Genomic DNA, 26,438 nt, shown 5'->3' on the forward strand with positions numbered 1-26,438 from the left:
GTGCGCGCGCTGATGGCCCGTGCCCATACCCGATATCCGGTCATCGACGACGATGACGCCCCTGTGGGCGTCGTTCACCTGGCCGATGTACTGGCTCATGCTGCGTCAGAGCAGGGTGAGGCAACCGTTGCATCTGTGATGCGCCCCCCTGCGGTGATCCCGACCCTGATGAGCCTGCCGGTTGCCCTGTCGCAGCTTGCCTCGACCCGCAACCAGCTTGCCTGCGTCATCGACGAATACGGCGGGTTTGCCGGGGTTCTGACGCTGGAGGACTTGGCCATGGAGATTGTGGGCGAGATCACCGACGAACACGACGACGATGCCGGAGATGGCCTGACGCCCGAAGGAGAGGATGTCTGGCTGATCGACGGGGACGTCCACCTGGACGAGTTGCGTCGCGCCATCAGCCGCGATCTGCCGCAGCCTGATGTGGAGACGGTGGCGGGATTGCTGATCGCGGAACGGGGCGCGCTGCCTGCCGAGGGTGAGCGGGTCACGATCCCGCTGCCCATCGATCCGGCCGAACTGGTGGATCGCGACCCCATCCGCTGGCTGCTTGAGGTCGATGTGCTGCGTGTCGAGCGCCACATCCCGTCCCTGCTGCGCGTGCGCCTGGTCAGCGCCGATCACACTGAGGACAACACATGAGCGACCCTATCATTGTCACGATCGTGACGGCGGCTTTGATCGCGCTCAGTGCTCTGTTCGTGATCGTCGAGTTCGCCCTGCTCGGTGCCCGGCGTCATCGCCTCGAGGAGCTTGCGCCCTCCAGTCGTTCGGCCCGGGCGGCGTTGCGCGGCATGAATGACCTGACGCTGATGCTGGCCGGTGCGCAGCTGGGGATCACCATCTGCACCTTTGCCTTGGGGGCTGTCACAAAGCCCGCGCTCGATGCCTGGCTTGGTCCGGTTCTCGTCTCTGCAGGCCTGCCCCTGTGGCTGGCGGGCGGCGCGGCCTTCGCCCTGTCGATGTTCGTTGTCACCTTCCTGCATCTGGTGGTCGGCGAGATGGCTCCGAAGTCCTGGGCCATTGCTCACCCGGAGACATCGGCGTTGGCCGTCGGCCCTCTTGCACAAGCCTATGTCTGGCCGCTGCGGCCGCTGTTGCGCGCGGTGAACCGGCTTGCCAACCGGCTGGTGCGGGCCAGCGGGGTCGAGCCGGTCGACAAGGCGGCCGTGGGGGGCAGGGACGCGGCAACCATTCGGCAACTGGTGGAACATTCGGCCAAGGCCGGCACGCTCGAGCCGCAGATCCAGCAACAGTTCTCGGGCCTCATCGAGCTCGGAACCTTGCCGGTGGCTTCGCTGATCGGCAAAGGGACAAAGCCGGTCCAGGTCGGGCCCGCGGCCACCGTGGCCGATGTGCGCGCTGCGGGCCTGGCATCGGGACACATGCGGATCCTGATGACCGGAAAGGCCGGTGCTCCGCCGACCATTGTCCATGTCCGCGATACGCTTCTTCTGCCCGAGGGCAGTCTCGTTCATCAGATCGCGCGGCCTGCCCACCTGCTCCGGCCCGACACGCCGGTCTATGAGGCGCTGACGGGCATGCGGGCGGCCAGTGTGCAGCTCGCCGTTGTCATGGACCAGGGGCGGATGCTGGGAGTGGTCTCGTTGTCGGACATCCTGAAGCGTGTCCTGCCCACCAAGGCTCTGCCACACGATCCGGTTGATTAGCGGCGCGCAGCCGCAAAGGCCAAGAGGAAGCCGACGCCCGCGGCAATTGCCAGGGCGGGAAGGCGATGACGGCGAACCAGGATAACAGCACGATTGCAGCGGCCTCTGGACGATCTGCTCTTCGAGGTCCTCGAGCCGGAGGAAGAGGACCGGCAGGGCCGGATGTTCTGACCTGCCGGTGGATGCCGGGCCGCGCCTCTACGAGCCGCCAGGAACCTCCCGATTTTCCGGGTAGCGCCGCGACATGGGGAACCGCGGAAGCCATGCTTCACGGCGGCTGACCCAACACTCATAGCTTGGTGTCAGCTGATCGGGTGCATCAAGGGCGCCCAAGTGCACCTCGATCTCCTCGCCGCCCTCGGCAAAGACCGATGAGCCGCAGACGGGGCAGAAATGCCTGTTCTTGTAGCTGCTCGTCTCTCCGGTGATTTCGACGGCCGTCCTCGGGAATATGGCGGCTGCAAAGAACAGGGCGCCATGATGCTTGCGGCAATCGAGGCAGTGGCAGATGCCGACCCGGTTCGGCCATCCATCCGCCTCGATCCGCACCTTGCCGCAGAGGCAGCCGCCTTGAAATTGCGCCATTGCACATCCCTCCCAGATGATCCCCTTTTGCCGATGATTAGCCTTGGAACCCCGTCGAGCAAACAGTTCAGGCGGGTGCCGGCCGTCGAGCCGTCCATGAAGTGCCGCGACAGTGACCGAACAGAGCACTATCCTCCCTCGTGGCTGTGTGAAACCTCCTCTCTCAGCAGCGCAGGCGCAGCAAGCTGCTTCTCAGATTGCTCCAAGGCTGCTCTCAACTGTGTGGAATAGTTCCCGGTGTCCCTCGGTGTCATCAATGTGTCGCATTTGGCAGAAAGGATCACCGATCATCGCGTATCTGCTTCATAGGCGTGTTTTGCGGATTCAGTGCGGCATCTCTGGAGAACAGTGGTGACGAGCCAATTCTTGCGTTTGGTGCCAGCATGAACACACATGGAAAGAGGGACGCATGTCACAGAGACCACGACCCGGAAAACCACTGCAATCCCGTCGCAAGGGCCGCCCCGGCGACAGTCGGGTAGAGCAAGAGATACTGCTGGGACAATACTTCAACAATCCCCCGGTAGAGGCATTGCCTTTGCCTGAGGGGCCGACTGAACTCATCAGCACCGACTATACCAGAGCGGGCAGGACAATATCGAACGGGCCAAGCCGGTCGCCTTTGACGTTCACAATCCGGTCTTTGGTATCTCTGCCGTGGCCGTGGTTCTGTTTACCGCCGCCACATTGCTTTTTCCCGATACGCTTGGGCCGTTCTTCGCGGCGCTGCGCGATACCATGACGAGCAACTTCGATTGGTTCTTCCTGGTCTCCGGCAATGTTTTCGTGCTTGTCTGTCTGGGCCTGATCCTGTCGTCGCTCGGTTCTGTGCGCCTTGGCGGGCCAGAGGCATCGCCTGATTTCAGCCTGATGGGCTGGTTTTCGATGCTGTTTGCAGCAGGCATGGGCATCGGCCTGATGTTTTTTGGTGTGAGCAAGCCGCTGGGCCATTTTACCGCGGCCCTTGGTGGGCCGGTTGTTGAAGGCGGGGTGCGCACGGACTGGGCGCCGCTGGACGGCGCGCCGGGCGATGAGATGGGCGCCCGCAGGCTGGCCATGGCCGCGACGATCTTTCACTGGGGTCTGCACCCTTGGGCGATCTACGCCGTTGTTGCTCTGGCGCTGGCGCTCTTCGCCTATAACAAAGGGCTGCCGCTCACGCTGCGCTCGGTGTTCTACCCCATCTTTGGGGAACGTGTCTGGGGATGGCCGGGACATATCATCGACGTTCTGGCGGTTCTGGCGACGCTGTTTGGGCTTGCCACGTCGCTGGGCATTGGTGCCGAACAGGCCGCCGCTGGCTTCCACTTCCTGTTCGGGTGGAGCACATCGACGACCGCAAAGATCGTGCTGATCGTGGTGATCACGGCGATCGCGACGGCATCGGTTGTGCTGGGCGTCGAAAAGGGCGTTAAGCGTCTATCCGAGATCAACATGGTGCTGGCGATCCTGCTGCTTCTGTTCGTGATTGCCTTCGGGTCTACCACCGCGATCCTGACCGGCTTATTCGGCAACCTGCGCGCCTACGCGGCCGAGCTGATCCCGCTGTCGAACCCGTTCGGGCGCGACGATGACAACTTCCGCCAGGGCTGGACGGCATTCTACTGGGCCTGGTGGATCAGCTGGTCGCCGTTTGTCGGCATGTTCATCGCCCGGGTCAGCCGGGGACGCACCGTGCGTCAGTTCCTGGTTGCTGTCCTGATCGTGCCGTCCCTGATTTCAGTCCTGTGGATGACAGCTTTCGGCGGTTCGGCGATCACGCAGACGCTGGAGGGCTTCTCCGGCATAACCGATGCGGCGCTTGAACTGCAACTGTTCCAGATGCTGACTCAGATCCCGCTGACGGCTGTTACCAGTTTCGTCGGCATCGTGCTGGTGATCGTGTTCTTTACGACCTCATCCGACTCCGGCTCCTTGGTGATCGACACCATTGCGGCGGGGGGCAAGATCAATGCGCCCGTTCCGCAGCGGATCTTCTGGTGCAGCTTCGAGGGGCTGGTTGCCATTGCCTTGTTACTGGGCGGCGGACTGGCAGCCCTGCAGGCCATGGCGGTGTCCACGGGACTGCCGTTCACGTTGGTGCTGTTGGGTGCCTGCTGGGCAACTGTCAAAGGCCTGATTGCTGAAAAGCGCGAGCTGCCCTGACAGCAGGGATTACAAGTGGGGGCAGAAGTGGTCCGCCCGCATGACCGGCTCGTCAAAGCTCTCGGAGACGTCTGTGGTCTCTTCGACCCTGATGCGTGCTAGGACTTCTTCAAGGCCGCCGGATATGACCCATCGTCAAACGTGAGAACGGTGCTGCGAACCAGAACTCTAGCCACCCAATGTAGCCATCGAGGTTCTTCGTGGCGGGGCTACAGAAGGGTTTGATGAACTATTGGGAGCTCGAGTTCTGAGCGGCTGTGTCAAGCGCGAGCGACCAGGACATCGCAAGGTGGGTTTTTGATCAGATCGGTCACAAAACTGCCGAGCACATTTGGTGAAAACCCAACGCGTGTATGAGCACCCACGGCGATGAGATCGGGCTTCTCGGCAGCCATGCGGGACATGGTCTCGATCCGGCCGGCGCTGACGATCTCGATCTCGGGCACGGCGATTTCCGGATCAAGGGTGGCGACCCAGGTATCTCTCTCCTTTTCCGCCTGCCTGCAAAGGTCGCGGGCCGTTGCGCCGTCCGGCCCTTCACCGATGAAGCCTGGGAATGGGATCGGAACTGCATGAAAGGACTGAATCCGCGCTCCGGGCGCGACCATGCCGGCAATCCGCATCGCGGCCGCGCAAGCCGGCGAGAAGCTGACGGGCAGAAGCACCCTTGTGTAATCGTGGTCTGCAGTGTCGTTCACCAACAGGACGGGCCGGGGCGACGCACGGACGATCCGCACCATCGTGGTGCCTTGGACCATGTCCCGAAATGGCCGCGGGCGATGAAGACCCAGGACGACCAGGCCCGCGTCGTCGGTCTCGGCCTGATCGACAATGGCTTCATGGGGATCGCCCGACAGCACCTTGCAGGACACCTCCTGGCCCGGTGCCGTAAGGCTTTGTGCAAATCGGGAGAGCCGCTGTTCGACGTCGTTCTTCAGGAAAGTTTGCATGTCATCCGGCAGGTCGCTGTCAATGACCGAGACGATCCGACAAGGCAGCTTCAGCATCGCGCTTAGCCGCAATGCCCGCTGGACAGCGCGGTCCGATCGGACTGACAGATCTGTTGCAACAAGGATGCATCTCATTTCGCACGCCTTTCTAGAAATGCAGAGTTTGACGGTCATGGCGGTCAGTGTGCCAGAAGAGCGAGCATTTGCAGATCGCTGAACACTCCTTTTGTGGCCCCGCCAAGGATGAAATCGCGCAAGCGCGAATGGCCAAAGCCGTCCATCGCGAGAAGCTTCGCCCCCTTTTTCAAGGCAGCCTCCTGTAGCGTCATGGCAATAGCTCTGCCACGGCCGCCAGATCGACAGCGCCTGCCTCATATCCGCGCTGTTCAAGCAGGGATGCAAGTCTTTTGGCAGGATTCGAACCGCTCAGCGACTTCTCGTCATGCATCGTCAGGACCGAGACGCGGCCACCGGAGGAGAGAAGCGGCAGCGCATCGCCAAGGGCGGGCGGCGACGCGGCTTTTATTCCAGGCAATGGCAATGTGATCGATAGGGCCCAACGGTGCAAACGGAGGAACAAGGATCACCGGGCGGCCAGAGCAGAAGACAAGCGCCTCTGCCATATCCCGCGCCGGCAGCTTCCCGGCATACCACGACAGCACCGCGAGATCGAAAGACAGCACGTCAACGGCGGCGGCGTCCAGCGGCCCCCCCATCGGGGTCTGGTGGCTTGTGACAACGATATCGGCTCCTCGCCCTGCACTCTGAGTGACAAGGCAGCGCAGGCGCTCACATTCCGACCTGCTGCGGTCCTCCGCAGCACACGTCATTCCTTGGCATCAAGAAGATAGCCGCCCAAGGGCGAAGTCATCGCTGGAAGCGTCACGGCAAAGGTCGAGACATGCAGATTGCATCCCAGAGAAGCCGCAAAGCCAGTCGCCGCCAGGATTGCGGTATCGGGCAGGGGCTCGGGATAGGTGTCGAGCGGAATGTAGGCGATACGATGGGCCATGACATATCCCGTTCTTTGTGTACTGCCCATCGAACCACGGATGGAAGCCGCGCAACTTGAATCGGATCAATCAGACCGCGTCGTTCTTCATTATACTTCATCAAAAGCGTGTAAGGGCGGAAGGATCGGCAGCGCATCATGCCGCACGAGCAGTATCAGACCGTCAGGGAGGTGGCCGACCGCCTGAAGGTCGCCGAGGCTACGGTTCGCCACTGGATCAAGACCGGCGATCTGCGGGCCATAGATCTTGGCAAGAGCTGGCGCATTGCCGATTCCGATCTGGAGGAATTTCTTCAGCGGCACCAGACAACGCTGAAAAGGCATGGGACCAGCCTATCGTCAGCGTCGTGCTCAGTGCTTCGAGCAGAAACAGCGGCAGCAATGACGTCCAGACGATGTCCTGTTCGAGGTTCAGGTGCATGGCGCCATGGCCAGCCGACAGAACCTGCGGGGTGATCAAGGCAAGGCAGCCAAACAAGGCACCCCCGACCGCAGGACGGGCCCAAGACGGGATGCGGCTCAGCGTGGCTAGGCGTTCGACGCGGACAACGCCGATCATGAGCAGGATCCCCAGGCCGCGCAGATAGAAGTGGTCCAGGCTCTTCGACCAGTTTGCCGCTTCGCTAAGCTCCAGCATGGGGTTCATGTCAGGCAGCGGCTTCATGCGGCGCGCGCCGTGACAGAGCCTCCGGTCACCCCGGCCGTTCAGGCCATCTGGCAGCATGTTTTGAATGCAGGACTTAATGCTGATGCCATGGCCTAGTACTACAGTTGCGTTTTATGCGATCCCATGCTCCAATGTGGCTATATCGCTCGGCCGGGAGTGGGATGGCATGTCTGTTGCGGACTGGACGGGAACCCTGATCAACTGGCAAGCCGCGCTCAAGGATTTGAGAGAGATCATCGCGCCGGCCTTTGGGCGACGCGAGCAACACCAGTCGGCAAACGCCTTCATTGATGGCGTGCTTTCGGGAGCCGAACGCAAGACTGGATGGATGCTGGCGGAAGAGGCCGGCTTCGAGCGTCCCTACCGCATCCAATCGCTTCTGGGGCGATCATCCTGGTCGGCCGATGAGCTTTGCCGTCTGGTGAGATGCTATGCAATCGAGGCGCTTGGCGATCCGGACGGGGTGCTGGTGGTGGATGAAACAGGCTTCCTGAAGAAGGGGACTGCATCGGCCGGCGTGGCGCGCCAGTATTCGGGGACGGCCGGACGGATCGAAAACTGTCAGATCGGTGTCTTTGCCGCTTATGCCAGCCGCTTTGGCCATGCGCTTGTTGATCGGCGTCTGTATTTGCCCAGGGTCTGGGCTGATGATGCAGCACGTCGGGCCAAGGCGCATGTTCCCGAAGAGGTGGAGTTCGCCACCAAGCCGGTGATGGCGCGCGAGATGATCGCCGGTCTTCTCGATGAAGGCATTCCTTGTCGCTTTGTTTTGGCCGATGCCGTTTATGGATCGGATCGCCAGTTCCGGCGCATGCTGGAAACGCGCGAGCAATCCTATGTCTTGGCAGTGCGCTCCACCCATATGGTGCGCTTCTTCCAAGACGAGATGCTCATCCAGACTGATCCGGCGACCCTCTTCGCAGCGCTTGACGCGGACATGTGGCAGCGCTCCCCAGCAGGGGAAGGTGCGAAGGGTCCCCGTCTCTACGACTGGGCTCGCCTGCCGTTGGGAACGGCGCGGGAGAACGGGTTCGACCGCTGGATGCTGGCGCGCAGAAGCCGCCATGATCCAGAGGCAGTGGCCTATTACTTCGCCTTTGCTCCGGCCGAGACTCCGCTTGCCGAGCTTGCAGCAGCTGCGGGTCTGCGCTGGACGATCGAGGAATGCTTTCTGCGCGCCAAGGACGATCTGGGGCTCGATCATTGTGAGGCCCGCTCCTGGCACGGCTGGCACCGGCATATGAGCCTGGTGATGGCCGGGGCGGCGTTTCTTGCCAGACTGACCGCAGAGCAACGCCGTGACGGTTGGGGAAAACCGAACAAAACGAGTCCGGTGCTCCAACTTGGCGCCGCATGACCTTTGTTCGTGCCGAGCTTTACACCACGCCGACATACCTCACGACACCTGAAGTTCTGCGATTGGTGGCGCGCCTCATCCTCAGTCGCGCTCCTCCAACCGCATTCATCCTGGCATGGTCATTCTGGCGCCGGCGACATCAAGCCGAAGCGGCAAAGGCACATCGGAGAAGACAGACATGAAACGCAACTGTAGTACTAAGACTTGATTTCAGAGGTAGGCTTGCCAATGGATGAAGGTGAGAAAGGCGGTGAGAAATTAATCCGCGGAAGCGGCGGCATAGGCCTTCTTCTGTGCTGGGTCTTTCGGTCATCGCGACGCTTGCCGGCGACTCGATGGTGAAGGGCCTAATTGCTGCGCTTTTCGGACTGATGATCGCCACTGTAGGCACCGATCCGGTCTCCGGCGCGAACCGCTTCACCTTCGGAAATGCCGACCTGTTGGGCGGCATCGAGCCTGTGCTTGTCATGGTGGGGCTTTTCGCCTTGAGCGAGCTTCTGTCGCAGGCAGCGCTCACCCGGGACGATCAGGATCGCGCGCCGTCGCGCCCGCGGATCGAGTTTCCCGATTGGAAGCTTGCCCGCAGGCTTGCCAAACCCAAAGCGATCGGCAGTGCCATTGGAGCCTTTGAAGGTGTGATGTCTGGGGCAGGGGGGACCATCGCCTCTTTCATGGCCTATAATGAGGCACGCCGCTGGTCGTCGAACAAGGAGGAGTTCGGCCACGGCTCGCCAGAGGGCATTGCCGCTCCCGAGACTGCCAACAACACTGTCGCGGAAACGGCGATCGTGCCGCTGCTATCTTTCGGCATTCCCGGTTCGAACTCTACAGCGATCCTGCTAGGCGGCTTCCTGATCCACGGATTGCAGCCGGGGCCGATGCTGTTCCAGCGTTCGGCCGACGTGATCCACAGCCTTTATGCCGGTCTCTTCATGTCGATCATTGCCATGGTGATCCTGGGCATTCTCATTCTGCCTGTCTGCGTCTGGATGGTGAACCGGCCCCGCGCCTACCTCAATGCCTTCATCCTCGCGCTTGTCATGTCCGGGGTCTACACCATTCACGAGGGCTTGACGGACGTCGGCATGCTCGTGATCGCCGGCGCTGTCAGGTTCCTGATGCGGGTGCTGCGCTTCCCGTTCCTGCCTACCGTTCTGGGCCTGGTGCTGGGCTACCTGATCGAGAGCAACTTCCGCCGCGCGCTGGTGCTTTCGAGCGACGATTACTCGCTTGGTGACACGGCCATCAGCCAAGTCGTGAACCAAGGGCTGGTTTCGTTGCAGAACGCTGCGCTTGAACTGCAACTGTTCGTGATGCTGGCTCATCTGCCGCTGACCTGGATCACGTCGCCGGTGGGGATCGTGCTGGTCATCATGTTCTTCACCTCCTCGGATTCGGGATCACTGGTGATCGACACGATCAGCCTGGGCGGCAAGATCAACGCGCCGACCCTGCAGCGCGTGTTCTGGGCCACCTTCGGAGGATTGATCGCGATCGCCCTGCGGTCGGGCGGCGGACTGGCCGCGCTGCAGGCGATGGCAGTATCGACCGGCTTTCCCTTCGCGATCGTGCTGCTGGGTGCAAGCTTTGCGCTTGTGAAGGGGCTGATGGTCGAACCGCGACAGAAACACCGGCCAATCTGCCGAGCCCAGCAACAAAGGTGGGGCATGTCGGAGAGGCCGTCATGCCCGCAAGTGGACTTGCGAGACACGCCCCACCTCACGCGGCCTATGCCTGCCGCACGTCCCAAGGCTTCAGGCAGCCATTGATCGTTTCAGCAAAATCGACATAGGTTTCCGCCCGCTGCGCCGACTTGCGCCAAGCCATGCAGATGTCCCGCGTTGGTGCAGAGTCGCTCAGGGGAATGGCCACCACCAGTTCCTCGCGCATGACCTCGGAGCGGACATAAAGCGCCGGCAGCAGGGCGATGCCCATTCCGGCGGCGACCATTTGGCGCAGGGTGTCAAGCGTGGTGCCAACATAGTCGGTGGCCTGGATCGCGCCCACATCGCGGCAAAGACGGGCGACATCGTCCGTCGCGCCTTCGCGCCGCTCCATTGTGAGGAGGGTTTCGCCCGCCAGATCCGCAGCTTGCACCCGCTCGTGGCGGGCCAGCCGGTGATCATGCGGCACCACGAGATGAAGCGCCTCGGTCACGAGGACATGGAATGCGAAATCCTCGCGCACGGGGATCTCAGGCAGCAGGATTACGTCATACTGGCCGTCGGCTAGGTTCTCTTGCAACTCCTCGGACCTTTCCTCACGGACGTGGATGCGGGTTTCACGATAGGTCTGGCGAAGCGTTGGCATGGCGATGGACAGCACATAGGCCCCCACTGTCTGGACGACGCCCATGCGCAGCAGGCTCTGCATGGCATGGGGATCCTCGCGCCGGGCGATGTCGCGGATGTCCTCGATCTCGGCGGCGATGATGCGTGCGCGGCGGGCGATCTCGGCGCCGACCGGGGTCAGAAGCACGCGCGTCCGGCTGCGTTCCACCAGCTTCGTGCCCAGTCGCGCCTCAAGCTCTTTCAACTGGATGCTAAGCGTCGGCTGCGTCACGTGGCATTGTTCGGCGGCGCGGCTGAAGTTCAGCGTATCCGCGACTGCAAGAAGGTATCGAAGCTGCTGGAGCGTCGGCATCGGCATCCCTTATAGAGTAAAGCTATCGATTGGCGCCTGATTATCAATTTCCATATCATGCCGACAGCATGATTAAAATCTGACGAACACGAGATAGCTCTAAGGAATTGTCATGCTCGACGGCGCGTCTGACGGCGCGGGTCGGATGCTGGGTTATGCAGCGTCCATTCTTGCCGCCCTAATCCTTGTTAGCATGGCGCTGACGGCCCCTGCTGTAGTCGATGGCCGGCCTGTCCTGTTCGCCTTGGGCTGGGCACCCTCGCTGAGCATTTCGCTGGCCTTCATGGTTGACGGGCTGTCGCTGATCTTCGGGCTTCTGATCAGCGGGATCGGGTCGCTGATCATTCTTTATGCCACCGGCTACATGGGCGAGCACCCGCATTTCGCGCGCTTCGTCCTGTTCCTGTTCGCCTTCATGGTGTCGATGCTGGGGCTGGTGCTGGCCCGCGACCTGATCACGCTGTTCCTGTTCTGGGAACTGACCAGCATTACATCATACCTGCTGATCGGCTTTGACCACAACAATCCCCGCGCCCGGCGCAATGCCTTGCAGGCGATGTTGATCACGGCGGGCGGCGGGCTGGCGCTGCTGGCGGGCTTCATCCTGATCGGCACTGCGGCGGGCGGATACGACCTGGCGCAGATTCTCGCGGGGCCGGGGCTTCAGGACGGCAACCTGTATGGGGCGATCCTGGTGCTGGTGCTACTGGGGGCCTTCACAAAGTCGGCGCAGTTCCCGTTCCATTTCTGGCTTCCGAACGCGATGGCGGCGCCGACCCCGGTATCGGCCTATCTTCATTCGGCCACGATGGTGAAGGCCGGTGTCTATCTGCTGGCCCGCCTGCATCCGGCCCTAGGCGGCACCTTGGCCTGGAGCGTGACCTTGGCCACGGCCGGGGCGGTGACGGCGGTCCTGGCCTCGGTCCTGGCGATGCGGCAAAGCGATCTGAAACAGGTGCTTGCCTATACCACCTTGATGGCCCTGGGCACGATCACGATGCTGCTGGCCGGTGCTCATCCCTATGCCCTGACGGCAGCGATGACGTTCCTGATCGTCCATTCGCTGTATAAGGCCAGCCTCTTCATGGTGGTGGGCGCGATCGACCACGGCACCGGCACGCGCGAGGTGGCGCAACTGGGCGGGCTGGGGAGAGCCATGCCGCTGACGGCCCTGGCGGCGGTCCTTGCCTGCGCCTCGATGGCGGGCCTGCCGCCCATGATCGGCTGGATCGGGAAGGAGCTGATATACGCGGGTGCGGAAACCATGACGGGCGCGCCCTTTGTCGCCGCAGTTGCCGTTGCGGCCAATGCCCTGATGTTCGCCGTGGCGGGGATCATCGCGCTGCGCCCGTTCTTCGGCGCGCCCATCACCACACCCCATCAGCCGCACGAGGCGCCGTGGCAGATGCTGGCGGGGCCGATCATCCTAACCCTTGGCGGGCTGGTCGTCGGGGTGCTGGCGCAGCCCTTGCTGGGGTCGGTCATCGGCAGCGCCCTGACGGGAAGCCTTCTGCAGGACCGCGCCGCCGGGCTGCACCTGTGGGCCGGGTTCAACCGGGCCTTTGTCCTCAGCCTGCTGACCTTCACGCTGGGAATCATGCTGTATCTGATGCGCGCCCGCTTTGCCGCCTTGGTGGATCCGGTCGTGCGGCGCCTTCCCTCGCTGGACGACGGATGGGACAGGGTGCTTGACGGCCTGCGCGTCCTGGCCGCCTGGCAGACCCGGATGCTGCAGACGGGCAGGCTGACGGCCTATCTGATGGCGGTCTTTGCCGTGGTTGCCCTGGCGCTTGGGCTGACCATCATCCGCGGCCGGCCCGAAATCGCGGTGGAACTGCCGCGCTCGGCCTTCCTGTGGCTGACGGCGATCTTTACCGCGGCGGGCGCGGTGCTGGCGCTGAACACCCATTCCCGGATCGCGGCGATCGCGGGGATCGGAACCGTCGGCATCGGCGTCGCCGTGATCTTCATCTATGCCGGCGCCCCCGATGTCGCCACGACGCAGCTGATGGTCGAGACGCTATCGGCCGTCATGTTCGCCATCGCCGCCCTGCGCCTGCCGGGCATCACTGAGCGTCGAAGCCCCCGGCGCCAGATGGCCCACGGGGTGGTGGCCGTGACCACCGGCCTCTGCGTCACCGCGATCATCCTGTCGGTCACGGCATCACCGCTCGACCGCAGCATCACCAGTTACTTTGAAGAGAACTCTTATGCCTTGGCACATGGGCTCAACATCGTGAACGTCGTCCTTGTCGATTTCCGGGCCTTCGACACCTTTGGCGAACTGATCGTGGTGCTGCTGGCATCCTTTGGCGCCTACGCCGTCCTGAAGCGCAAGCGGAAGGCAGGGCCATGAACTCACTAATCCTTTCGGTCGGCGCGCGGTTCCTAACAGGTCTGTTCCTGCTGTTTTCGCTGTTCGTGCTGCTGCGCGGCCACAACAGCCCGGGCGGCGGCTTCATCGGCGGGCTGATCGGCGCTGCGGGCTTTGTCCTTTACAGCTTCGCGGCGGGGGTCGAGGACGCCCGCCGGGCCCTGCGCGTCGATCCGCGCGCCATCGGCGTCTGGGGCATGGCGATTGCGGTGCTGTCCGGCCTGGTCTCGGCCCTGGCAAGCCTGGATCCGTTCACGGGGCTTTGGCTGATCCTTGCGGATCTTGCCCTGTCCACGGTGCTGGTTTTCGACATCGGCGTCTACCTGGCCGTCTTCGGGGCGATCCTGACGCTGGTCTTCGCACTCGAGGAGACCGTCTGATGGAAACCCTTGTCGCCTGCCTTGCGGGCTTTCTGGTCAGCATGGCGATCTGGTTGATGCTGTCGGGCAACCTGATGCGCTTTCTGTTTGGCCTGCTGCTGCTGTCCAACGGCGTGAACCTGGCCATCCTGGCGGCGGGCCGCCTGACCCCCGGCGCGCCGCCGCTGCTGGGTGCGTCAGGCGCGTTGCCGCCCGACACCATGGCCAACGCGCTGCCGCAGGCGCTGCTGCTGACGGCCATCGTGATCGGCTTCGGACTGTTCGCCTTTGCCTTGGCCCTGACCATCCGGGCCTATCGCAGCTTCGGCCACCTTGAGGTCGACAGGATGCGCAGCGCCGAGCCAGCCGAGGACCGCCGATGAGCTGGGTTCTTGCGCTTCCGATCCTGATTCCATTAGTGACTGCGGTCCTGGCCTTCCTGTTGCGCGGCTCGCGGATGGGGGATCTTGCGTCCGTCGCCGGCGCGGTCGCCTCGCTCGGCGTGGCCGTGCTGCTGGTGGGCGTGGTCCTGGACCGGGGGGTGGTCGCAGGGCAGGTGGGTGGCTGGCAAGCCCCCTATGGCATCACCTTGGTGGCCGACCACCTGTCGGCGGCAATGGTGCTGATCACCGCGATCATCGGTCTTGCCGTCGCCGTCTGGTCGCTGGCCGAGATCGGGCCGGACTCCTCCCGATTGGGATATCACGCCCTGTTTCAGTCGCTGCTGGGCGGCGTCGCCGGCGCCTTCCTGACTGGCGACCTGTTCAACCTTTATGTCTGGTTCGAGGTGCTGCTGATCTCGTCCTTCGGGCTGCTGGTGATCGGGGGCAGGAAGCAGGCGATCGACGGAGCCGTCAAATATGTCACGCTGAACCTGATCGCGACGGTGCTGTTCCTGGCGGGCGCGGGCCTGCTTTACGGCGCGACGGGCACGCTGAACATGGCGGATCTGCGCGGGGCGGTCGCGGCCTCGCCCGACCAGGGGCTGATGACGCTGATCTCGATGATGCTGATGGTGGCCTTCGGGATGAAGGCCGCGGTCTTTCCCCTGTTCTTCTGGCTGCCTGCTTCTTACCACACGCCGCATTACGCGGTATCGGCGGTCTTTGCGGGGCTGCTGACCAAGGTCGGCGTCTATGCCCTGATGCGCGTCTTCACGCTGATCTTCGTGGGCGACATCGGCTACACGCACGAGATCCTGCTGTGGGTGTCGCTGCTGACGATGCTGACCGGCGTGCTGGGGGCGGCCGCGCAGAGCGATTTCCGAAAGATCCTGTCCTTCCACATCATCAGTCAGATCGGCTACATGGTGCTGGGCCTGGCGCTGATGACGCCCCTGGCCGTGATGGGCGCGGTCTTCTATCTGCTGCACCACATCGTCGTGAAGACCAACCTGTTCCTGATCGCCGGTGTGTCGCGCCGCCTGACCGGATCGTCGGATCTCTACGCCATCGGCGGCCTTTACCGGTCCGCGCCGCTGCTGGCGGCCCTGTTCATCATCCCGGCCTTCTCGCTGGCCGGTTTTCCGCCGCTGTCGGGCTTCTGGGCCAAGTTCGTGATCGTCCGGGCCTCGCTGGATGGGCGCGAATGGCTGGTGGCGGGGGTCGCGCTGCTGGTGGGCTTGCTGACGATCTTCTCGATGACCAAGATCTGGGCCGAGGCCTTCTGGAAGGCCCATCCCGACGGACGCCAGCCCGCCCTGGCCGAGCTGCCCCTGTCCGCGCGGTGGCAGATGATGGGGCCGATCGTCGCCTTGGCGGTCATGACGGTCGCCATCGGCGCCTTTCCGTCGGCCTTCCTGGATTTCGCGACAAAGGGGGCCGAGCAGCTTCTTGATCCCGCGGCCTATGTCGCGGCCGTTCTGGGCGAGGCGCGCCGATGAAGCTTCTTTCCATCAACGTCTTTCTTGCGGTTGCGTGGTCGGCGCTGTGGAACGGGTTCTCGCTGCCGAACCTGCTAGCGGGCTTTGCCATCGGCTATTGCGCGCTGTGGTTCGCCCGCGACCTGATCGCCCAAGGGGGCGAGCGGCGCTACTTCCGGGCCTTGCCGCAGACCCTGGTCCTGACCGCCTATTTCATCAAGGAGCTGATCAAGTCCTCGATCATGGTGGCGCGCGACTGCATCGCCCCGCGCCCGAACCTGCACCCGGCCATCGTGCGGATGCCCCTGGACGGCCAGTCGGATGCCGAGATCTTCCTGCTGGCAAGCCTGATCACCCTGACGCCCGGCACCCTGACGCTGGATGTGGCCGAGGACCGCAGCGCTCTTCTGATCCACTCGATCTACGCCACCGACGAAGCCGCCCTGGTCGCCGACCTGAAGTCCGGGATGGAGCGTCGCATCCGAAAGGTTTTCCGCCCATGACACCCTTCGACATCATGCAGGCAAGTATTACCCTGGCCCTTGTCATGGTCGGGATCGCCATCAGCATCGGCTTCGTGCGGCTGGCCAAGGGGCCAAGCCTGGCCGACCGGGTCGTCGCCCTGGACATGATGACGACCGCCGTGATCGGGGTTTGCGGCCTTTACGCCGTGCGCACGGAATCCGAGGCTTTCCTGGACATCGCAGTGGCCTTGGCTCTTGTCAGCTTCCTGTCGGTGGTGGCCCTCGCCCGCTATGCCGAAAGGCTTGGCCGCAGGAGCGACAGCGATGACTGAGATCCTAACCGCGATCCTTGCGCTTACCGCAGGCGGCTTTGCCCTAGTTGCGGCCATTGGCATCCTGCGCTTTCCGGACGCACTGACGCGGATGCACGCCTCGTCCAAGGTCGGCAGTCTGGCGGGGTCGCTGGCCCTGTTGGCGGCGGCTGTCGATATCGGCGGCGTCAGCGCCACAAGCCGGGCGCTGATCGCCATGCTGTTCCTGCTGATGACAGCGCCGATCGGGGCGCATTTGTTAGGACGGGCCGCGGCCTGGCGGTCTGGCCACAAGCAGGATCTGCTGGTCCGTCCTTCGGATCAGGGGAAGCCCGGACCATGAAGCAGATCGCCCTTGTTCTGCCCGAGATCTTCGAAGGAGGCATCTTGCTAAGGGTGCTGGAAAGGCTCGCACGCCGGCAGCCGTTGCGGGTTCGGCTGTGTTCCCAAGAGCAGCAGTTGTCGGCTTGCCAGTCGCACCTGCTAGGACAGCTCCAAGCGATAAATGCGGCGACTTCACCGCATTTGTGCGTCACCATGGACTGTCTGCAAGCAATTAAGCCCGACCTAGTCCTTGTCGCATGCACAACACCAGATGCGGCGCGCCCGGTATCACGGAAACTGGTGCAGGACCTGTCCCGGCGATCGCCTTTACCGGTCTGGATCATGAACGCACAAACCGGTCCCCCATGCAGGGTGACCGCGCTGATCGATCCCTACAAGGAAAGCCGCTTCGATCCCTGTTTGGCCGCCGACGTGTTGCGCCTGTCCTTCAAGCTGGCGCGCGCACTGGACATCCCGATGGACATCATGAATGTCTGGTATTTCCGTGATGAAGGACTTCTCCGATCCTGGAGGATCAGGATGCCCGAGCAGGAGGTGGCCGCGAGACGGCGAAGGGCAGCGTGGATAGCTCAAGCTGACCTTGGCAGAGTGCTGTCGACGCTTCCGCCCGAACTTACATGGCACGAGCTTCACTGTCTGCAGGGGCCGGTGATTGACGGGCTGGAAGGCGCCCTACCCGCAGACACGCTTGTCGTCACCGGGTCGGAAGGCCGAGATGGCTGGGCTGCAAGGCTTCAGCCGAACCTGGCCGAGTGTCTCTGCCGCCGGACTACAGCGCAGATCGTCATCGTCAAGAAACCTCATGCCCCCACCAAGGCCTCTTTGGACGAGGCAACCCTGCACGGTCCTTCCAATGACAAAACACTTGGCCCAAACTCTGAAGATCAGTTGCGGAAGAAGAGGTTCGGCTCTCCCTAAGCCGCCATTCGCTACTGCGGCATCTAAAGACCGTTTTTCCAAACGGGAGCACTTTACGTCCATTGCAGAGGGTTGGACGCGCTGGCCCAAATGCGACTTTGCTTGCCGGGAGAGTTTCACGCGTCTGTAGCCGCGTCCCAGCAGGTTGGCCTTGAACACTTCGGCAGGTGTCCGGAAGCCGAGGCACTTGCGCGGCGTGGCATTGAGGCCAGCACAGAACTGACGGAGTTCCTCCTGAGAGTGCGAGTTCGGATCGGTGTCGCGGCACAGTTAGCGTCTGATACGCTTGTTGGCGTTCTTCACAGCACCTTTCCGCCAAGATGACTGCGCCTCGCAAAACATGGGGGTAATCGCGCGTCGCGTTTCTCGGGCTCTGTGTCGTGGACCCGAGCCGCCGCCCGATATGGTGGGGCCGCCGAGCCGATGAACGGCCTGGTCGCGCCATGGAATGGAGAATGACCATGGACCAGTATGTCGCACTTGATGTCTCTCTGAAGGACACAACGATCTCGATCCGCCAGGGCGGGCGCCGAGTCTGGCGAGGGAGACGCCCTCTGACCCGCACGCCGTTGCCCGGACCATTCGCAAGCACGCTGCTCAACCCCAGAAGGTCATCTTCGAGAGCGGCCCGCTGGCGACCTGGTTCTTTCACGCCTTGACGGAAGAAGGACTGCCCGCGATCTGCATCGAAGCGCGTCACGCTCAGAAGATACCCAGAGAGACCCTCAACAAGACGGATGCGAATGACGCAGATAGTTTGGCGCAGTTGGCTGAGGCTGGCTTCTACAAGGCTGTGCGGGTCAAGTCATTCGGAGCCATGCGGATCCGCACGCTCATTGAGGCGCGTGCTCAGCCTCTGGACATGACGACCCAGCTGACCAACCAGATCCGTCGCTTCATGAAGATCTTTGGGGTCATCATACCGAAAGGCACTGGGCGCGTCTTCGATTTCCACGACCGAAAGCTGGTGGCAGATGATAGCCTGCTGGCACAGATCATCTTGCCGCTGCTGGAGGTCTGGCTCGAGTTGCGCAAACGTGCCGCCTGTCTGGGTCAGCACCTGCTTGCCACGGCACGGCAAAGCTCGGCCACGAAACGTCTCATGACAATACCCGGCATCGGCGCCATCACAGCGATCCCTTATGTTGCTGCGGTCGAACATTCGGACAACTTCTGGAACTCCCGTGCCGCCGGATCCTGCCTTGGCCCGACCTCCCGCCGGTATCGGTCTGGCGAGGCTGATTATGACGGTCATATCTCGCGACGAGGTGACCGCCGACTGCGCGGGTTGCTCTATGAGGAAGCGGCTGGTGCGTAGGGTCATGGCGGTGACATTGGTAGGGCGTTGACGATGTGACCGCCCCCCGACCTTCTCTTTGCCGACCGGGACTAGAAGGAGGAGGTCTATATAACTCACTCAATGCGCCAACAGTGTCGCAATTCGAAGATCCGCCAACACGCCTTTCGTTGCTCCTCCCAGTACAAAGTCCCGAAGTCGGGAGTGCCCGAAGCCGCCCATTGCGAGAAGCTGTGCGCCTTCTTCAATCGCAGCATCCTGTAGTGCTTTCGCTATCGACCTACCCTCAAGCCTGAGGCTCATAGCCTTGGCGACGTAACCTCGCAGTTCAAGCGAAGCTGCGAGGGTCTCGGCGATGCCGGAACTACTGAGCGCTTTCTCATCCTGGACAGTCAGGACCGTTATCCTTCCGCCATCCGCCAGGAGTCGCAGTGCATCGCCGAGCGCGCGTGCCGCAACATGGCTCCCATCCCAGGCGATGGCGAGGTGATGGACCTGCTCGAACTGCGCTGGCTGAGGCACGAGAATAACTGGGAGGCCAGAACCGAAGACCAGTGACTGCGCCATGTCTTGCGATGAAACAGAAGAACAAGGCACGAGCGCAAGATCGAAGTAGCGGGACTCAACGGTGGCCGCTTCTAGCGCCCCTCCCATCACCGGCTGGTGGTGGACAAAATGAATGGCTCTGTTGCCCTTTGCCCCTGCCTCGATCAAGGCGCGCAGCCGCTGGCATTCTGCCTTGCTGCGGTCTTCGGCAGCGCGGGCCATCTCTTCAACGTTGATCAGGAAATCGCCCCAAGGCAAAGCGACGGGTGGAATGTCCACCGCGAACGTGGCGACGTGCATCTCGCACCCCAGCGTCTCAGCCAGACCAATGGTGGCCAGGATTGCAGCGTCTGAAGGGGCTTCGGGATAGGTGTTCAAGGGAATGTAGGCGATGCGATCAGGCATAACGGGATCTCCTTTGTCGGTTTCAGGCGATTGACCGGAGAATGTGCTGGACGAACCGTGTCCAATCTTCCGGGTCGATGATCAGGCAAGCACCGTGGGCATGACGAGGACGTCACATTGAGCGTCCCTCAGCACCTGCGTCGCCACGCTGCCCAGCACCATGCGGGAGACCGCCCCTTTGCCCTGCGTCGAGATGACGATCAGATCCGCATTCACCTCTCCGGCAGTTTTGAGGATTTCATCTGCGACGGTCGTCTCTTCGTGGCGAACGATTCGCTCGGCCTGGCCGATCCCGGCACGTCCGATGAACTGCGCCAGTTCCTGCCTCGCTTTGCGGGAGAGGTTCTCCAGGTAGTCGCGCTGTCCTTCCTCTCCCATGCTGTCGGACATCAGGAGGCGCAACGCGGGTACGTCGAAGACGTAAAGGAGCGAGCGCGTTGCATCGCCCGCAATCCCGCCCGCGAGAAAGCGCCTGAGCGCGTTGACTGCATGTTCAGACAGGTCCGTCGTCATCAGCACATGGCGCCAAAGGCCGACAGGAGGTCCATTCGCCATCAGCACCGGGCAGTGCACCGTACGGATCGTGCGTTCCGCCGTCGTTCCGACAAAGGCATCGCGAAGGACCTGACGACGATGCCGCCCGATGACCAAAAGGTCGGGAGCCGCTTCCGCAGCCGCCTTGACGATGCCGACAAAGGGATCGTCAAGGCGGATCCCGGTCGTGCAGACGACACTGTCCATATCCTTCAAGGTCAGGGCAAGTTCTCCCAGCAGCTGGCGCGCATGGTTGACCTCGTGATTGACGATCGGGCGTGGTCGATCTTCGTCGACGACATGCAGGATATCCAGGGCGGCCCCGTGCTGGCGGGCCAGGATGACCGCCCGGCGCAATGCACGGTCCGACCGTTCGGAAAAATCCGTGGCCAACATGATGCGCTGCATGGCGTGCCCTCCTGTCCTCGGCGTGAGCGAATGGAAACACGACCAGTTGGTTCGCTGATTGATGCAGGTCAATCACACGCGACAATGTTTCGCTATTCTTCACCAAAGCTCACGAAAGGCGGAAGACCGTGCCGCAGGACCAGTATCAAACCGTCCGGGAGGTGGCCGACCGCCTGAAGGTCGCCGAGGCGACCGTGCGCCACTGGATCAAGAAGGGTCAGCTCCGCGCGATCGACATCGGCAAGGGCTGGCGCATCGCCGATTCCGATTTGGCCGACTTCCTGACCGCCCATCAGACAGCACCGAAGTTGCCGAGGGAAATCCTGAACGGCAGAGGCCCGGAGGGGGATGCCAAGTGCCGGACCTGACCACTTTTTCCGAAGTTGCCCTGCTTCTGGTCATGGCTGCCGCCATCGGCCTTGTCGGCACGCTGGCCCGGCAGCCGCTGATCGTCAGCTTTATCGCTGTTGGGCTGATCGCGGGGCCATCGGCACTGGATGTCGTGCACTCGGATGCCCAGATCGACCTTCTGTCGGAACTCGGGATTGCGGTCCTTCTGTTCCTGGTCGGCATCAAGCTGGACCTGAAGTTGATCCGGTCGCTGGGGATGGTCTCGGTGATGACGGGCCTGGGGCAGGTGATCTGCACCGCCTTCTTCGGCTACCTTATCGGCCTGGGCCTGGGGCTGGGCCATGTCACAAGCCTCTATGTCGCAGTGGCCCTGGCCTTTTCCTCGACCATCATCGTGGTCAAGATGCTGTCCGACCGGCGCGAGATCGACGCACTGCACGGCCAGATTGCGCTTGGCATCCTAATCGTGCAGGATCTGGCCGTAATTTTCGCGATGATCGCGCTGTCGGCCTCCGGCATCGGCACGGATGCGCATGGCGGGTCCGAGGGTAGGTCCGTTGTGTCGGTCCTGTTCTGGGGGCTGGTCCTGGTGGCGGCCATGGTCCTGTTTGCGCGCCATGTCGCCAATCCGTTAACCGAACGGCTGGCGCGCGTGCCCGAGCTTCTGGTCGTTTTCGCCATCGCGCTGGCCACGGTGTCAGCGGCCGTCACCGATGTCGCGGGCCTGGGCAAAGAGGTCGGCGGCCTGCTTGCCGGGGTGGCGCTTGCCTCGACGGGCTATCGCGAGACGATCTCGGCCCGGCTTGCACCACTGCGGGACTTTCTCTTGTTGTTCTTCTTTGTGGCCTTGGGCGGCGCGCTGGACCTGACCCTTCTGGGCGGGCAGATCGTTGCTGCACTGGTCTTGTCGGTCTTCGTGCTGATCGGCAAGCCCTTGATCATCTTGGGCATGACCGGCGCCATGGGCTACCGCAAGCGCAGCGGGTTTCTGGCTGGGCTGACAGTGGCGCAGATCAGCGAGTTCTCGTTGATCTTTGTCGCCATGGGCTTGTCTCTAGGCCATGTGACCGAGGACGTGCTTGGCCTTGTCACCATGGTCGCCGTCGTGACCATCGCGGCCTCGACATACATGATCACCTATTCGCACCAGCTTTACACGGTGTTCGAGCCGCTGCTTGGCATCTTCGAACGCGGGCGAACGCCGAAAGAGCCCCTGGACGCCGACGCAGCCAAGGCCAGCAGCTACAAGGTCATCATCTTTGGTCTTGGCCGGTTCGGCACTGCAATCGGGCTGCGGTTGCACAAACGGGGCATCCGGGTGCTGGGCGTAGACTTCAACCCGCAAGCGGTGCGTCGGTGGCGCGGCCTTGGACTTGAGGCAGATTTCGGCGATGCCGGCGATCCTGAGTTCGTCTCGGAACTGCCGTTCCGCGGGGTGGAGTGGATGGTGTCGACAGTGCCGATCCACCCGACGGGCCTCAGCCACGAAGACACCCGCCGGACCCTGATCCAGCTGGCACGGTCTGCCGGGTTTTCCGGGCGGATGGCGGCTGCCTCGCACAGTGCAGGTGACACGGAGGTGCTGTTCGGCGCAGGTGTCGATTTGGTGCTGGAGCCTTTCCAGGATGCCGCTGACCGCGCCGTTGAGCTGCTGCGTGGTGCCACCGCAGAACAGCGCACCGAGTTCCCCCAGATCGCCGCCGAGGGTCGCGAACCGGGTGATCACGCTTACCTCGTTGACGCGAAAGGATGAGGGCCATGAACAGACTTGTTGGTAAGACTGCCGCCGTGACCGGGGGCGCCGTTGGCATTGGCCGCGCCTGTGTGGAACGTATGGCCGAAGAAGGGGCCAGGGTCGCGATCTTCGACGTGATGGGGGCCGACGGGCAGGCACTTGCCGATGCGCTGACCGCCAGCGGTCATGACGTCGGGTTCTGGCTTGTCGATGTCTCGGACGAGGCGGCGGTGAAGGCCGCCATCGACGCCGCCGCCGCCCGGTTCGGCGGGCTTCAGGTGATCGTCAACAACGCGGGCATCTCCGGCAGCCCCAAGCCCACCGACCAGGTAACCGAGGCAGAATGGGACCGGGTGCAGGCGGTGAACGTGAAGGGTGTGTTCTTCGGCACCAAGCACGCGATCCCGCATCTGCGCGCGGCTGGCACGGGGTCGATTATCAACCTGTCCTCCATCGCCGGGCTGATCGGCGTCGGCGGCATCGCGCCCTATCATGCCTCAAAGGGCGCGGTGCGGCTGATGTCTAAGAACGACGCCATCACCTATGCGCCCGAGCGGATCCGCGTGAACTCGATCCATCCGGCCTATATCTGGACGCCGATGGTGGAAAACCACCTGCGCGCCACAGCCCCCGACCTGGAGGCGGCAAAAGTCGCGGCCGCCGCGGCCCATCCCATCGGGAACATGGGCGAACCCGACGACATTGCCTGGGCGGTGGTCTGGTTGGCCTCTGACGAGGCGAAGTTCGTCACCGGCGCCGAGATCGTCATCGACGGCGGCTACACGGCCCGATGACATGACTTTAAGCAACCCCCACGCGACATGCGTCACCGACTGCCTTGCGGGTCTGGAAGCCGGGCCGGAGGGCCTGACCACGCCGGAGGCGGCGCGGCGCCTTGCCCGGTATGGTTCGAACAGCCTGCCCGAGGTTCGGGGGCGTGGGCCGGTCCTGCGGTTCCTGATGCAGTTCCACAACGTGCTGATCTACGTCCTCCTTGGCGCGGCGGTGGTGACCGGGGCCCTGCAGCACTGGATCGATACCGGGGTGATCCTGGCGGTCGTGCTGGCCAATGCGGTGATCGGCTTTGTCCAGGAGGGCAAGGCCGAGGCCGCCATGGCCGCGATCCGCACCATGCTGGCACCGAAGGCCGCCGTCCTGCGCGACGGGCAGCGGGTGACGCTGGAAGGGGCCGATATTGTGCCGGGCGACATCGTCCTGCTGGAGGCGGGCGACAAGGTGCCTGCCGACATGCGTGTGCTGGAGGCGCGGGGACTGGCGGCGCAGGAGGCGATCCTGACGGGTGAATCCGTGCCGGTGGAAAAGGAGACAACGCCGGTCGCCGCCGAGGCCGCCCTCGGCGACCGCCGGTCGATGCTGTGGTCAGGCACGTTGGTCACCCAGGGCACGGCGCGGGGGCTCGTGGTGGCGACGGGCGCGGGCACCGAGATCGGGCGCATCGGCGGGCTTCTGGCCGGGGTCGAGCAACTGACCACGCCCCTTGTCGCGCAGATGGATCACTTCGCGCGCTGGCTCTCATTCCTGATCCTCCTCTGCGCCGCACTTCTTCTGGCGTATGGCTACTTCGTCGGCCACCTACCCTTTGCCGACCTCTTCATGGCGGTCGTGGGCGTGGCGGTGGCGGCGATCCCCGAGGGGCTGCCGGCGGTGATGACCATCACGCTGGCCATCGGCGTGCAAGCGATGGCGCGCCGCAATGCCATCATCCGCCGCCTGCCCGCGATCGAGGCGATCGGCTCGGTCTCGGTCATCTGCACCGACAAGACCGGCACCCTGACCCGCAACGAGATGGTGGTGGCGGCGGCCGAGACGGCCGCAGGCGCGTTCGCCATCGCGGGTGAAGGCTATGCGCCTGACGGGGCGATCACGCCGGACGGCGATCTGCAGCAACTGGCGCATGCGGCGGCCCTTTGCAACGACGCGCGCCTGCATCGCAAGGACGGGGCCTGGGCGGTCGAGGGCGATCCGATGGAGGGCGCGCTGCTGGCCTTTGCGGGCAAGACCGGTGTCGATCAGGCCGCCCGGCGGCTGGACGCGATCTCGTTCGACAGCCGCCACCGCTTCATGGCCGTGCTGACCGAGAGTGCAGCCGGGCGCCTCATCCATGTGAAGGGCGCGCCCGAGCGGGTGCTGCGGATGTGCGCAGGACTGGACGCTGGCCACTGGCACGACCGGGCCGAGGCGCTGGCGCGGCGCGGCCTGCGGGTGCTGGCCTTTGCGGCGCGTGCCGAACCGGGCGAGCGGATCGACCCCGCCGCGCTGGAGGGCGGGCTGACTTTCCTCGGCCTTGTCGGCCTGATCGACCCGCCGCGCACGGAGGCGATTGACGCCGTGGCGGAATGTCGGGCGGCGGGGATCCGCGTCAAGATGATCACCGGCGACCATGCCGGCACTGCCACCGCCATCGCACGCCAGATCGGGCTGGAAAACCCGGACCGTGTGCTGACCGGCCACGACCTTGACAAGCTGGACGACGCACAACTGGCGCTGGAGGTGGTGGGCACCAGCGTCTTTGCCCGCACCAGCCCCGAACACAAGCTGCGCCTGGTCACCGCGTTGCAGTCGCATGGCTTGTTGGTGGCCATGACCGGGGACGGGGTGAACGACGCCCCCGCTCTAAAGCGCGCCGATGCGGGCATCGCCATGGGGCTGAAGGGGTCCGAAGCCGCCAAGGAGGCGGCCGATTTGGTGTTGGCGGATGACAACTTCGCCTCCATTGCCGCGGCCGTGCGCGAGGGGCGGACGGTCTGGGACAACCTCAAGAAGGTGATCAGTTGGACCCTGCCCACCAATGCTGGCGAGTCCATGGTGATCGTGCTGGCCCTGCTCCTGGGCCTCGCCCTGCCGGTAACGGCGGTGCAGATCCTGTGGGTGAACCTCATCACCGCCATCACCCTGGGCCTGGCGCTCGCCTTCGAGCCGACAGAGCCGGGCACCATGGCCCGCTCGCCGCGCGCGCGCCTTGCGCCGATCCTGTCGGGCGAACTGGTCTGGCACGTGATCCTTGTCGCGACACTGTTCCTGGCGGCCGTCTTCGGCGTCTTTGCCTATGCTATCGGCAAGGGCTATCCGCTGGCGCTGGCGCAGACCATGGCGATGAACACGCTGGTGGTGCTGGAGATCTTCCACCTCTTCTTCATCCGCAACATCCACAGCACCTCGCTGACCTGGGCAGCCGTGCGAGGGACCCGAGTGATCTGGACCGTGGTCATCATCATCACGGCCGCGCAGTTCGCCGTCACCTACCTTGCGCCCTTACACGCCGTACTGGGCACCGCGCCGGTCCCGTTGCTCGATGGCCTCTTGATCGTCGGCATCGGCGGCGCCTTCTTCGCGCTGATCGAGATCGAGAAACAGATCAGACTGGGGTTGAGATCATGATAAGATCACCGAAGTAAGCCCGCCTCCGGGGTCTTTTCCTGCTGCGGCTGAGGATGGGTCGCAAGCTGTGTGACAGATGCCGGTAGGCGACTGAAC

General features: G+C 63.4%; 25 protein-coding genes and 2 pseudogenes. 19 read left to right on the forward strand and 8 right to left on the reverse strand.

Annotated elements, in window-relative coordinates; translation table 11 throughout:
* Nucleotides 1–648, forward strand: a 648-nt coding sequence (locus OU682_RS17505; RefSeq protein ID WP_268943483.1) for a transporter associated domain-containing protein, incomplete at its 5' end; no start/stop codon positions are given.
* On the forward strand, nucleotides 645–1,676 hold the full coding sequence (locus OU682_RS17510) for a CNNM domain-containing protein (RefSeq protein WP_268943485.1): 1,032 nt from the start codon (nucleotides 645–647) through the stop codon (nucleotides 1,674–1,676). The genes OU682_RS17505 and OU682_RS17510, both read left to right, overlap by 4 nt.
* A 198-nt stretch (nucleotides 1,677–1,874) precedes the next feature.
* Here OU682_RS17510 and OU682_RS17515 read toward each other — a convergent pair whose 3' ends face one another.
* Nucleotides 1,875–2,261, reverse strand: coding sequence for a GFA family protein (locus tag OU682_RS17515; RefSeq protein ID WP_268943486.1), 387 nt, complete (start codon nucleotides 2,259–2,261; stop codon nucleotides 1,875–1,877).
* Nucleotides 2,262–2,751: 490 nt separating this feature from the next.
* On the opposite strand from OU682_RS17515, the pseudogene OU682_RS17520 reads away from it, so the two are divergent.
* Nucleotides 2,752–4,406, forward strand: a pseudogene (locus tag OU682_RS17520) (BCCT family transporter).
* A gap of 260 nt (nucleotides 4,407–4,666) precedes the next feature.
* Here the strand turns inward: OU682_RS17520 and OU682_RS17525 are convergent.
* From OU682_RS17525 to OU682_RS17535, 3 genes are all read right to left on the reverse strand, one after another.
* Nucleotides 4,667–5,530 carry a universal stress protein gene (locus tag OU682_RS17525; RefSeq protein WP_329609824.1) on the reverse strand — a complete coding sequence of 288 codons (864 nt, stop codon included), beginning with the start codon at nucleotides 5,528–5,530 and terminating at the stop codon, nucleotides 4,667–4,669.
* A gap of 5 nt (nucleotides 5,531–5,535) precedes the next feature.
* Nucleotides 5,536–5,664 carry a hypothetical protein gene (locus tag OU682_RS17530; protein ID WP_268943487.1) on the reverse strand — a complete coding sequence of 43 codons (129 nt, stop codon included), beginning with the start codon at nucleotides 5,662–5,664 and terminating at the stop codon, nucleotides 5,536–5,538.
* Between the two features lie 518 nt (nucleotides 5,665–6,182).
* Nucleotides 6,183–6,368, reverse strand: coding sequence for a hypothetical protein (locus OU682_RS17535; RefSeq protein ID WP_268943488.1), 186 nt, complete (start codon nucleotides 6,366–6,368; stop codon nucleotides 6,183–6,185).
* A gap of 138 nt (nucleotides 6,369–6,506) precedes the next feature.
* Here OU682_RS17535 and OU682_RS17540 point away from each other — a divergent pair, with 138 nt between their 5' ends.
* The gene (locus tag OU682_RS17540) at nucleotides 6,507–6,824 is read left to right on the forward strand and encodes a helix-turn-helix domain-containing protein (protein WP_268943510.1); all 318 of its coding nucleotides are present in this window, start codon (nucleotides 6,507–6,509) and stop codon (nucleotides 6,822–6,824) included.
* Here the strand turns inward: OU682_RS17540 and OU682_RS17545 are convergent.
* Nucleotides 6,712–7,092: pseudogene (locus OU682_RS17545) on the reverse strand (chloride channel protein); the annotation flags it as partial. The gene OU682_RS17540 and the pseudogene OU682_RS17545 sit on opposite strands and share 113 nt — an antisense overlap.
* A 109-nt stretch (nucleotides 7,093–7,201) precedes the next feature.
* Here OU682_RS17545 and OU682_RS17550 point away from each other — a divergent pair.
* Both OU682_RS17550 and OU682_RS17555 read left to right on the forward strand, forming a co-directional pair.
* On the forward strand, nucleotides 7,202–8,392 hold the full coding sequence (locus OU682_RS17550; protein ID WP_268943489.1) for an IS701 family transposase: 1,191 nt from the start codon (nucleotides 7,202–7,204) through the stop codon (nucleotides 8,390–8,392).
* Between the two features lie 293 nt (nucleotides 8,393–8,685).
* The gene (locus tag OU682_RS17555) at nucleotides 8,686–10,161 is read left to right on the forward strand and encodes a tripartite tricarboxylate transporter permease (RefSeq protein ID WP_268943490.1); all 1,476 of its coding nucleotides are present in this window, start codon (nucleotides 8,686–8,688) and stop codon (nucleotides 10,159–10,161) included.
* Here the strand turns inward: OU682_RS17555 and OU682_RS17560 are convergent.
* On the reverse strand, nucleotides 10,121–11,035 hold the full coding sequence (locus OU682_RS17560; RefSeq protein WP_268943491.1) for a hydrogen peroxide-inducible genes activator: 915 nt from the start codon (nucleotides 11,033–11,035) through the stop codon (nucleotides 10,121–10,123). The two genes, OU682_RS17555 and OU682_RS17560, sit on opposite strands and share 41 nt — an antisense overlap.
* A 112-nt stretch (nucleotides 11,036–11,147) precedes the next feature.
* Here OU682_RS17560 and mbhE point away from each other — a divergent pair, with 112 nt between their 5' ends.
* From mbhE to OU682_RS17605, 9 genes are all read left to right on the forward strand, one after another.
* Complete coding sequence (gene mbhE / locus OU682_RS17565; protein ID WP_268943492.1) at nucleotides 11,148–13,391, forward strand: hydrogen gas-evolving membrane-bound hydrogenase subunit E; 2,244 nt, start codon at nucleotides 11,148–11,150, stop codon at nucleotides 13,389–13,391.
* Nucleotides 13,388–13,789, forward strand: a complete 402-nt coding sequence (locus OU682_RS17570) for an MnhB domain-containing protein (RefSeq protein WP_268943493.1) — start codon at nucleotides 13,388–13,390, stop codon at nucleotides 13,787–13,789. Before mbhE ends, OU682_RS17570 begins: the two co-directional genes overlap by 4 nt.
* Entirely contained in the window at nucleotides 13,789–14,151 is a 363-nt protein-coding gene (locus OU682_RS17575) for a Na+/H+ antiporter subunit C (protein WP_167621710.1), read from the forward strand. The genes OU682_RS17570 and OU682_RS17575 overlap by 1 nt, the downstream gene beginning before the upstream one ends.
* Entirely contained in the window at nucleotides 14,148–15,650 is a 1,503-nt protein-coding gene (locus OU682_RS17580; protein ID WP_268943494.1) for a Na+/H+ antiporter subunit D, read from the forward strand. The genes OU682_RS17575 and OU682_RS17580 overlap by 4 nt, the downstream gene beginning before the upstream one ends.
* Nucleotides 15,647–16,132 (forward strand): Na+/H+ antiporter subunit E, encoded by a 486-nt coding sequence (locus tag OU682_RS17585; RefSeq protein ID WP_268943495.1) that lies wholly within the window; start codon nucleotides 15,647–15,649, stop codon nucleotides 16,130–16,132. Before OU682_RS17580 ends, OU682_RS17585 begins: the two co-directional genes overlap by 4 nt.
* Complete coding sequence (locus tag OU682_RS17590) at nucleotides 16,129–16,425, forward strand: MrpF/PhaF family protein (protein WP_268943496.1); 297 nt, start codon at nucleotides 16,129–16,131, stop codon at nucleotides 16,423–16,425. The genes OU682_RS17585 and OU682_RS17590 overlap by 4 nt, the downstream gene beginning before the upstream one ends.
* A complete protein-coding gene (gene mnhG, locus OU682_RS17595) occupies nucleotides 16,418–16,747 on the forward strand; it encodes a monovalent cation/H(+) antiporter subunit G (RefSeq protein ID WP_268943497.1) in 330 nt (109 codons plus the stop codon). Before OU682_RS17590 ends, mnhG begins: the two co-directional genes overlap by 8 nt.
* Nucleotides 16,744–17,667 (forward strand): hypothetical protein, encoded by a 924-nt coding sequence (locus OU682_RS17600; protein ID WP_268943498.1) that lies wholly within the window; start codon nucleotides 16,744–16,746, stop codon nucleotides 17,665–17,667. The genes mnhG and OU682_RS17600 overlap by 4 nt, the downstream gene beginning before the upstream one ends.
* 535 nt (nucleotides 17,668–18,202) lie before the next feature.
* On the forward strand, nucleotides 18,203–18,985 hold the full coding sequence (locus OU682_RS17605) for an IS110 family RNA-guided transposase (RefSeq protein ID WP_268943511.1): 783 nt from the start codon (nucleotides 18,203–18,205) through the stop codon (nucleotides 18,983–18,985).
* 99 nt (nucleotides 18,986–19,084) lie between these two features.
* Here the strand turns inward: OU682_RS17605 and OU682_RS17610 are convergent, their stop codons facing one another.
* Nucleotides 19,085–19,915 (reverse strand): universal stress protein, encoded by an 831-nt coding sequence (locus tag OU682_RS17610; protein ID WP_268943499.1) that lies wholly within the window; start codon nucleotides 19,913–19,915, stop codon nucleotides 19,085–19,087.
* Between the two features lie 81 nt (nucleotides 19,916–19,996).
* Complete coding sequence (locus tag OU682_RS17615) at nucleotides 19,997–20,857, reverse strand: universal stress protein (RefSeq protein ID WP_268943501.1); 861 nt, start codon at nucleotides 20,855–20,857, stop codon at nucleotides 19,997–19,999.
* Nucleotides 20,858–20,985: 128 nt separating this feature from the next.
* On the opposite strand from OU682_RS17615, the gene OU682_RS17620 reads away from it, so the two are divergent.
* Genes OU682_RS17620 through OU682_RS17635 form a run of 4 tightly spaced genes read left to right on the forward strand, consistent with a single transcriptional unit; the run spans nucleotide 20,986 to nucleotide 26,342 of the window.
* Nucleotides 20,986–21,225 carry a helix-turn-helix domain-containing protein gene (locus tag OU682_RS17620; RefSeq protein ID WP_268943502.1) on the forward strand — a complete coding sequence of 80 codons (240 nt, stop codon included), beginning with the start codon at nucleotides 20,986–20,988 and terminating at the stop codon, nucleotides 21,223–21,225.
* A complete protein-coding gene (locus OU682_RS17625) occupies nucleotides 21,213–22,961 on the forward strand; it encodes a cation:proton antiporter (RefSeq protein ID WP_268943503.1) in 1,749 nt (582 codons plus the stop codon). Before OU682_RS17620 ends, OU682_RS17625 begins: the two co-directional genes overlap by 13 nt.
* A gap of 5 nt (nucleotides 22,962–22,966) precedes the next feature.
* On the forward strand, nucleotides 22,967–23,737 hold the full coding sequence (locus OU682_RS17630; protein WP_268943504.1) for an SDR family NAD(P)-dependent oxidoreductase: 771 nt from the start codon (nucleotides 22,967–22,969) through the stop codon (nucleotides 23,735–23,737).
* 1 nt (nucleotide 23,738) lies between these two features.
* On the forward strand, nucleotides 23,739–26,342 hold the full coding sequence (locus tag OU682_RS17635) for a cation-transporting P-type ATPase (protein WP_268943505.1): 2,604 nt from the start codon (nucleotides 23,739–23,741) through the stop codon (nucleotides 26,340–26,342).
* The last annotated feature ends 96 nt before the right edge of the window (nucleotides 26,343–26,438 follow it).

It is taken from the genome of Paracoccus benzoatiresistens (assembly GCF_026913015.1).
Classification (GTDB): Bacteria; Pseudomonadota; Alphaproteobacteria; order Rhodobacterales; family Rhodobacteraceae; genus Paracoccus; species Paracoccus benzoatiresistens.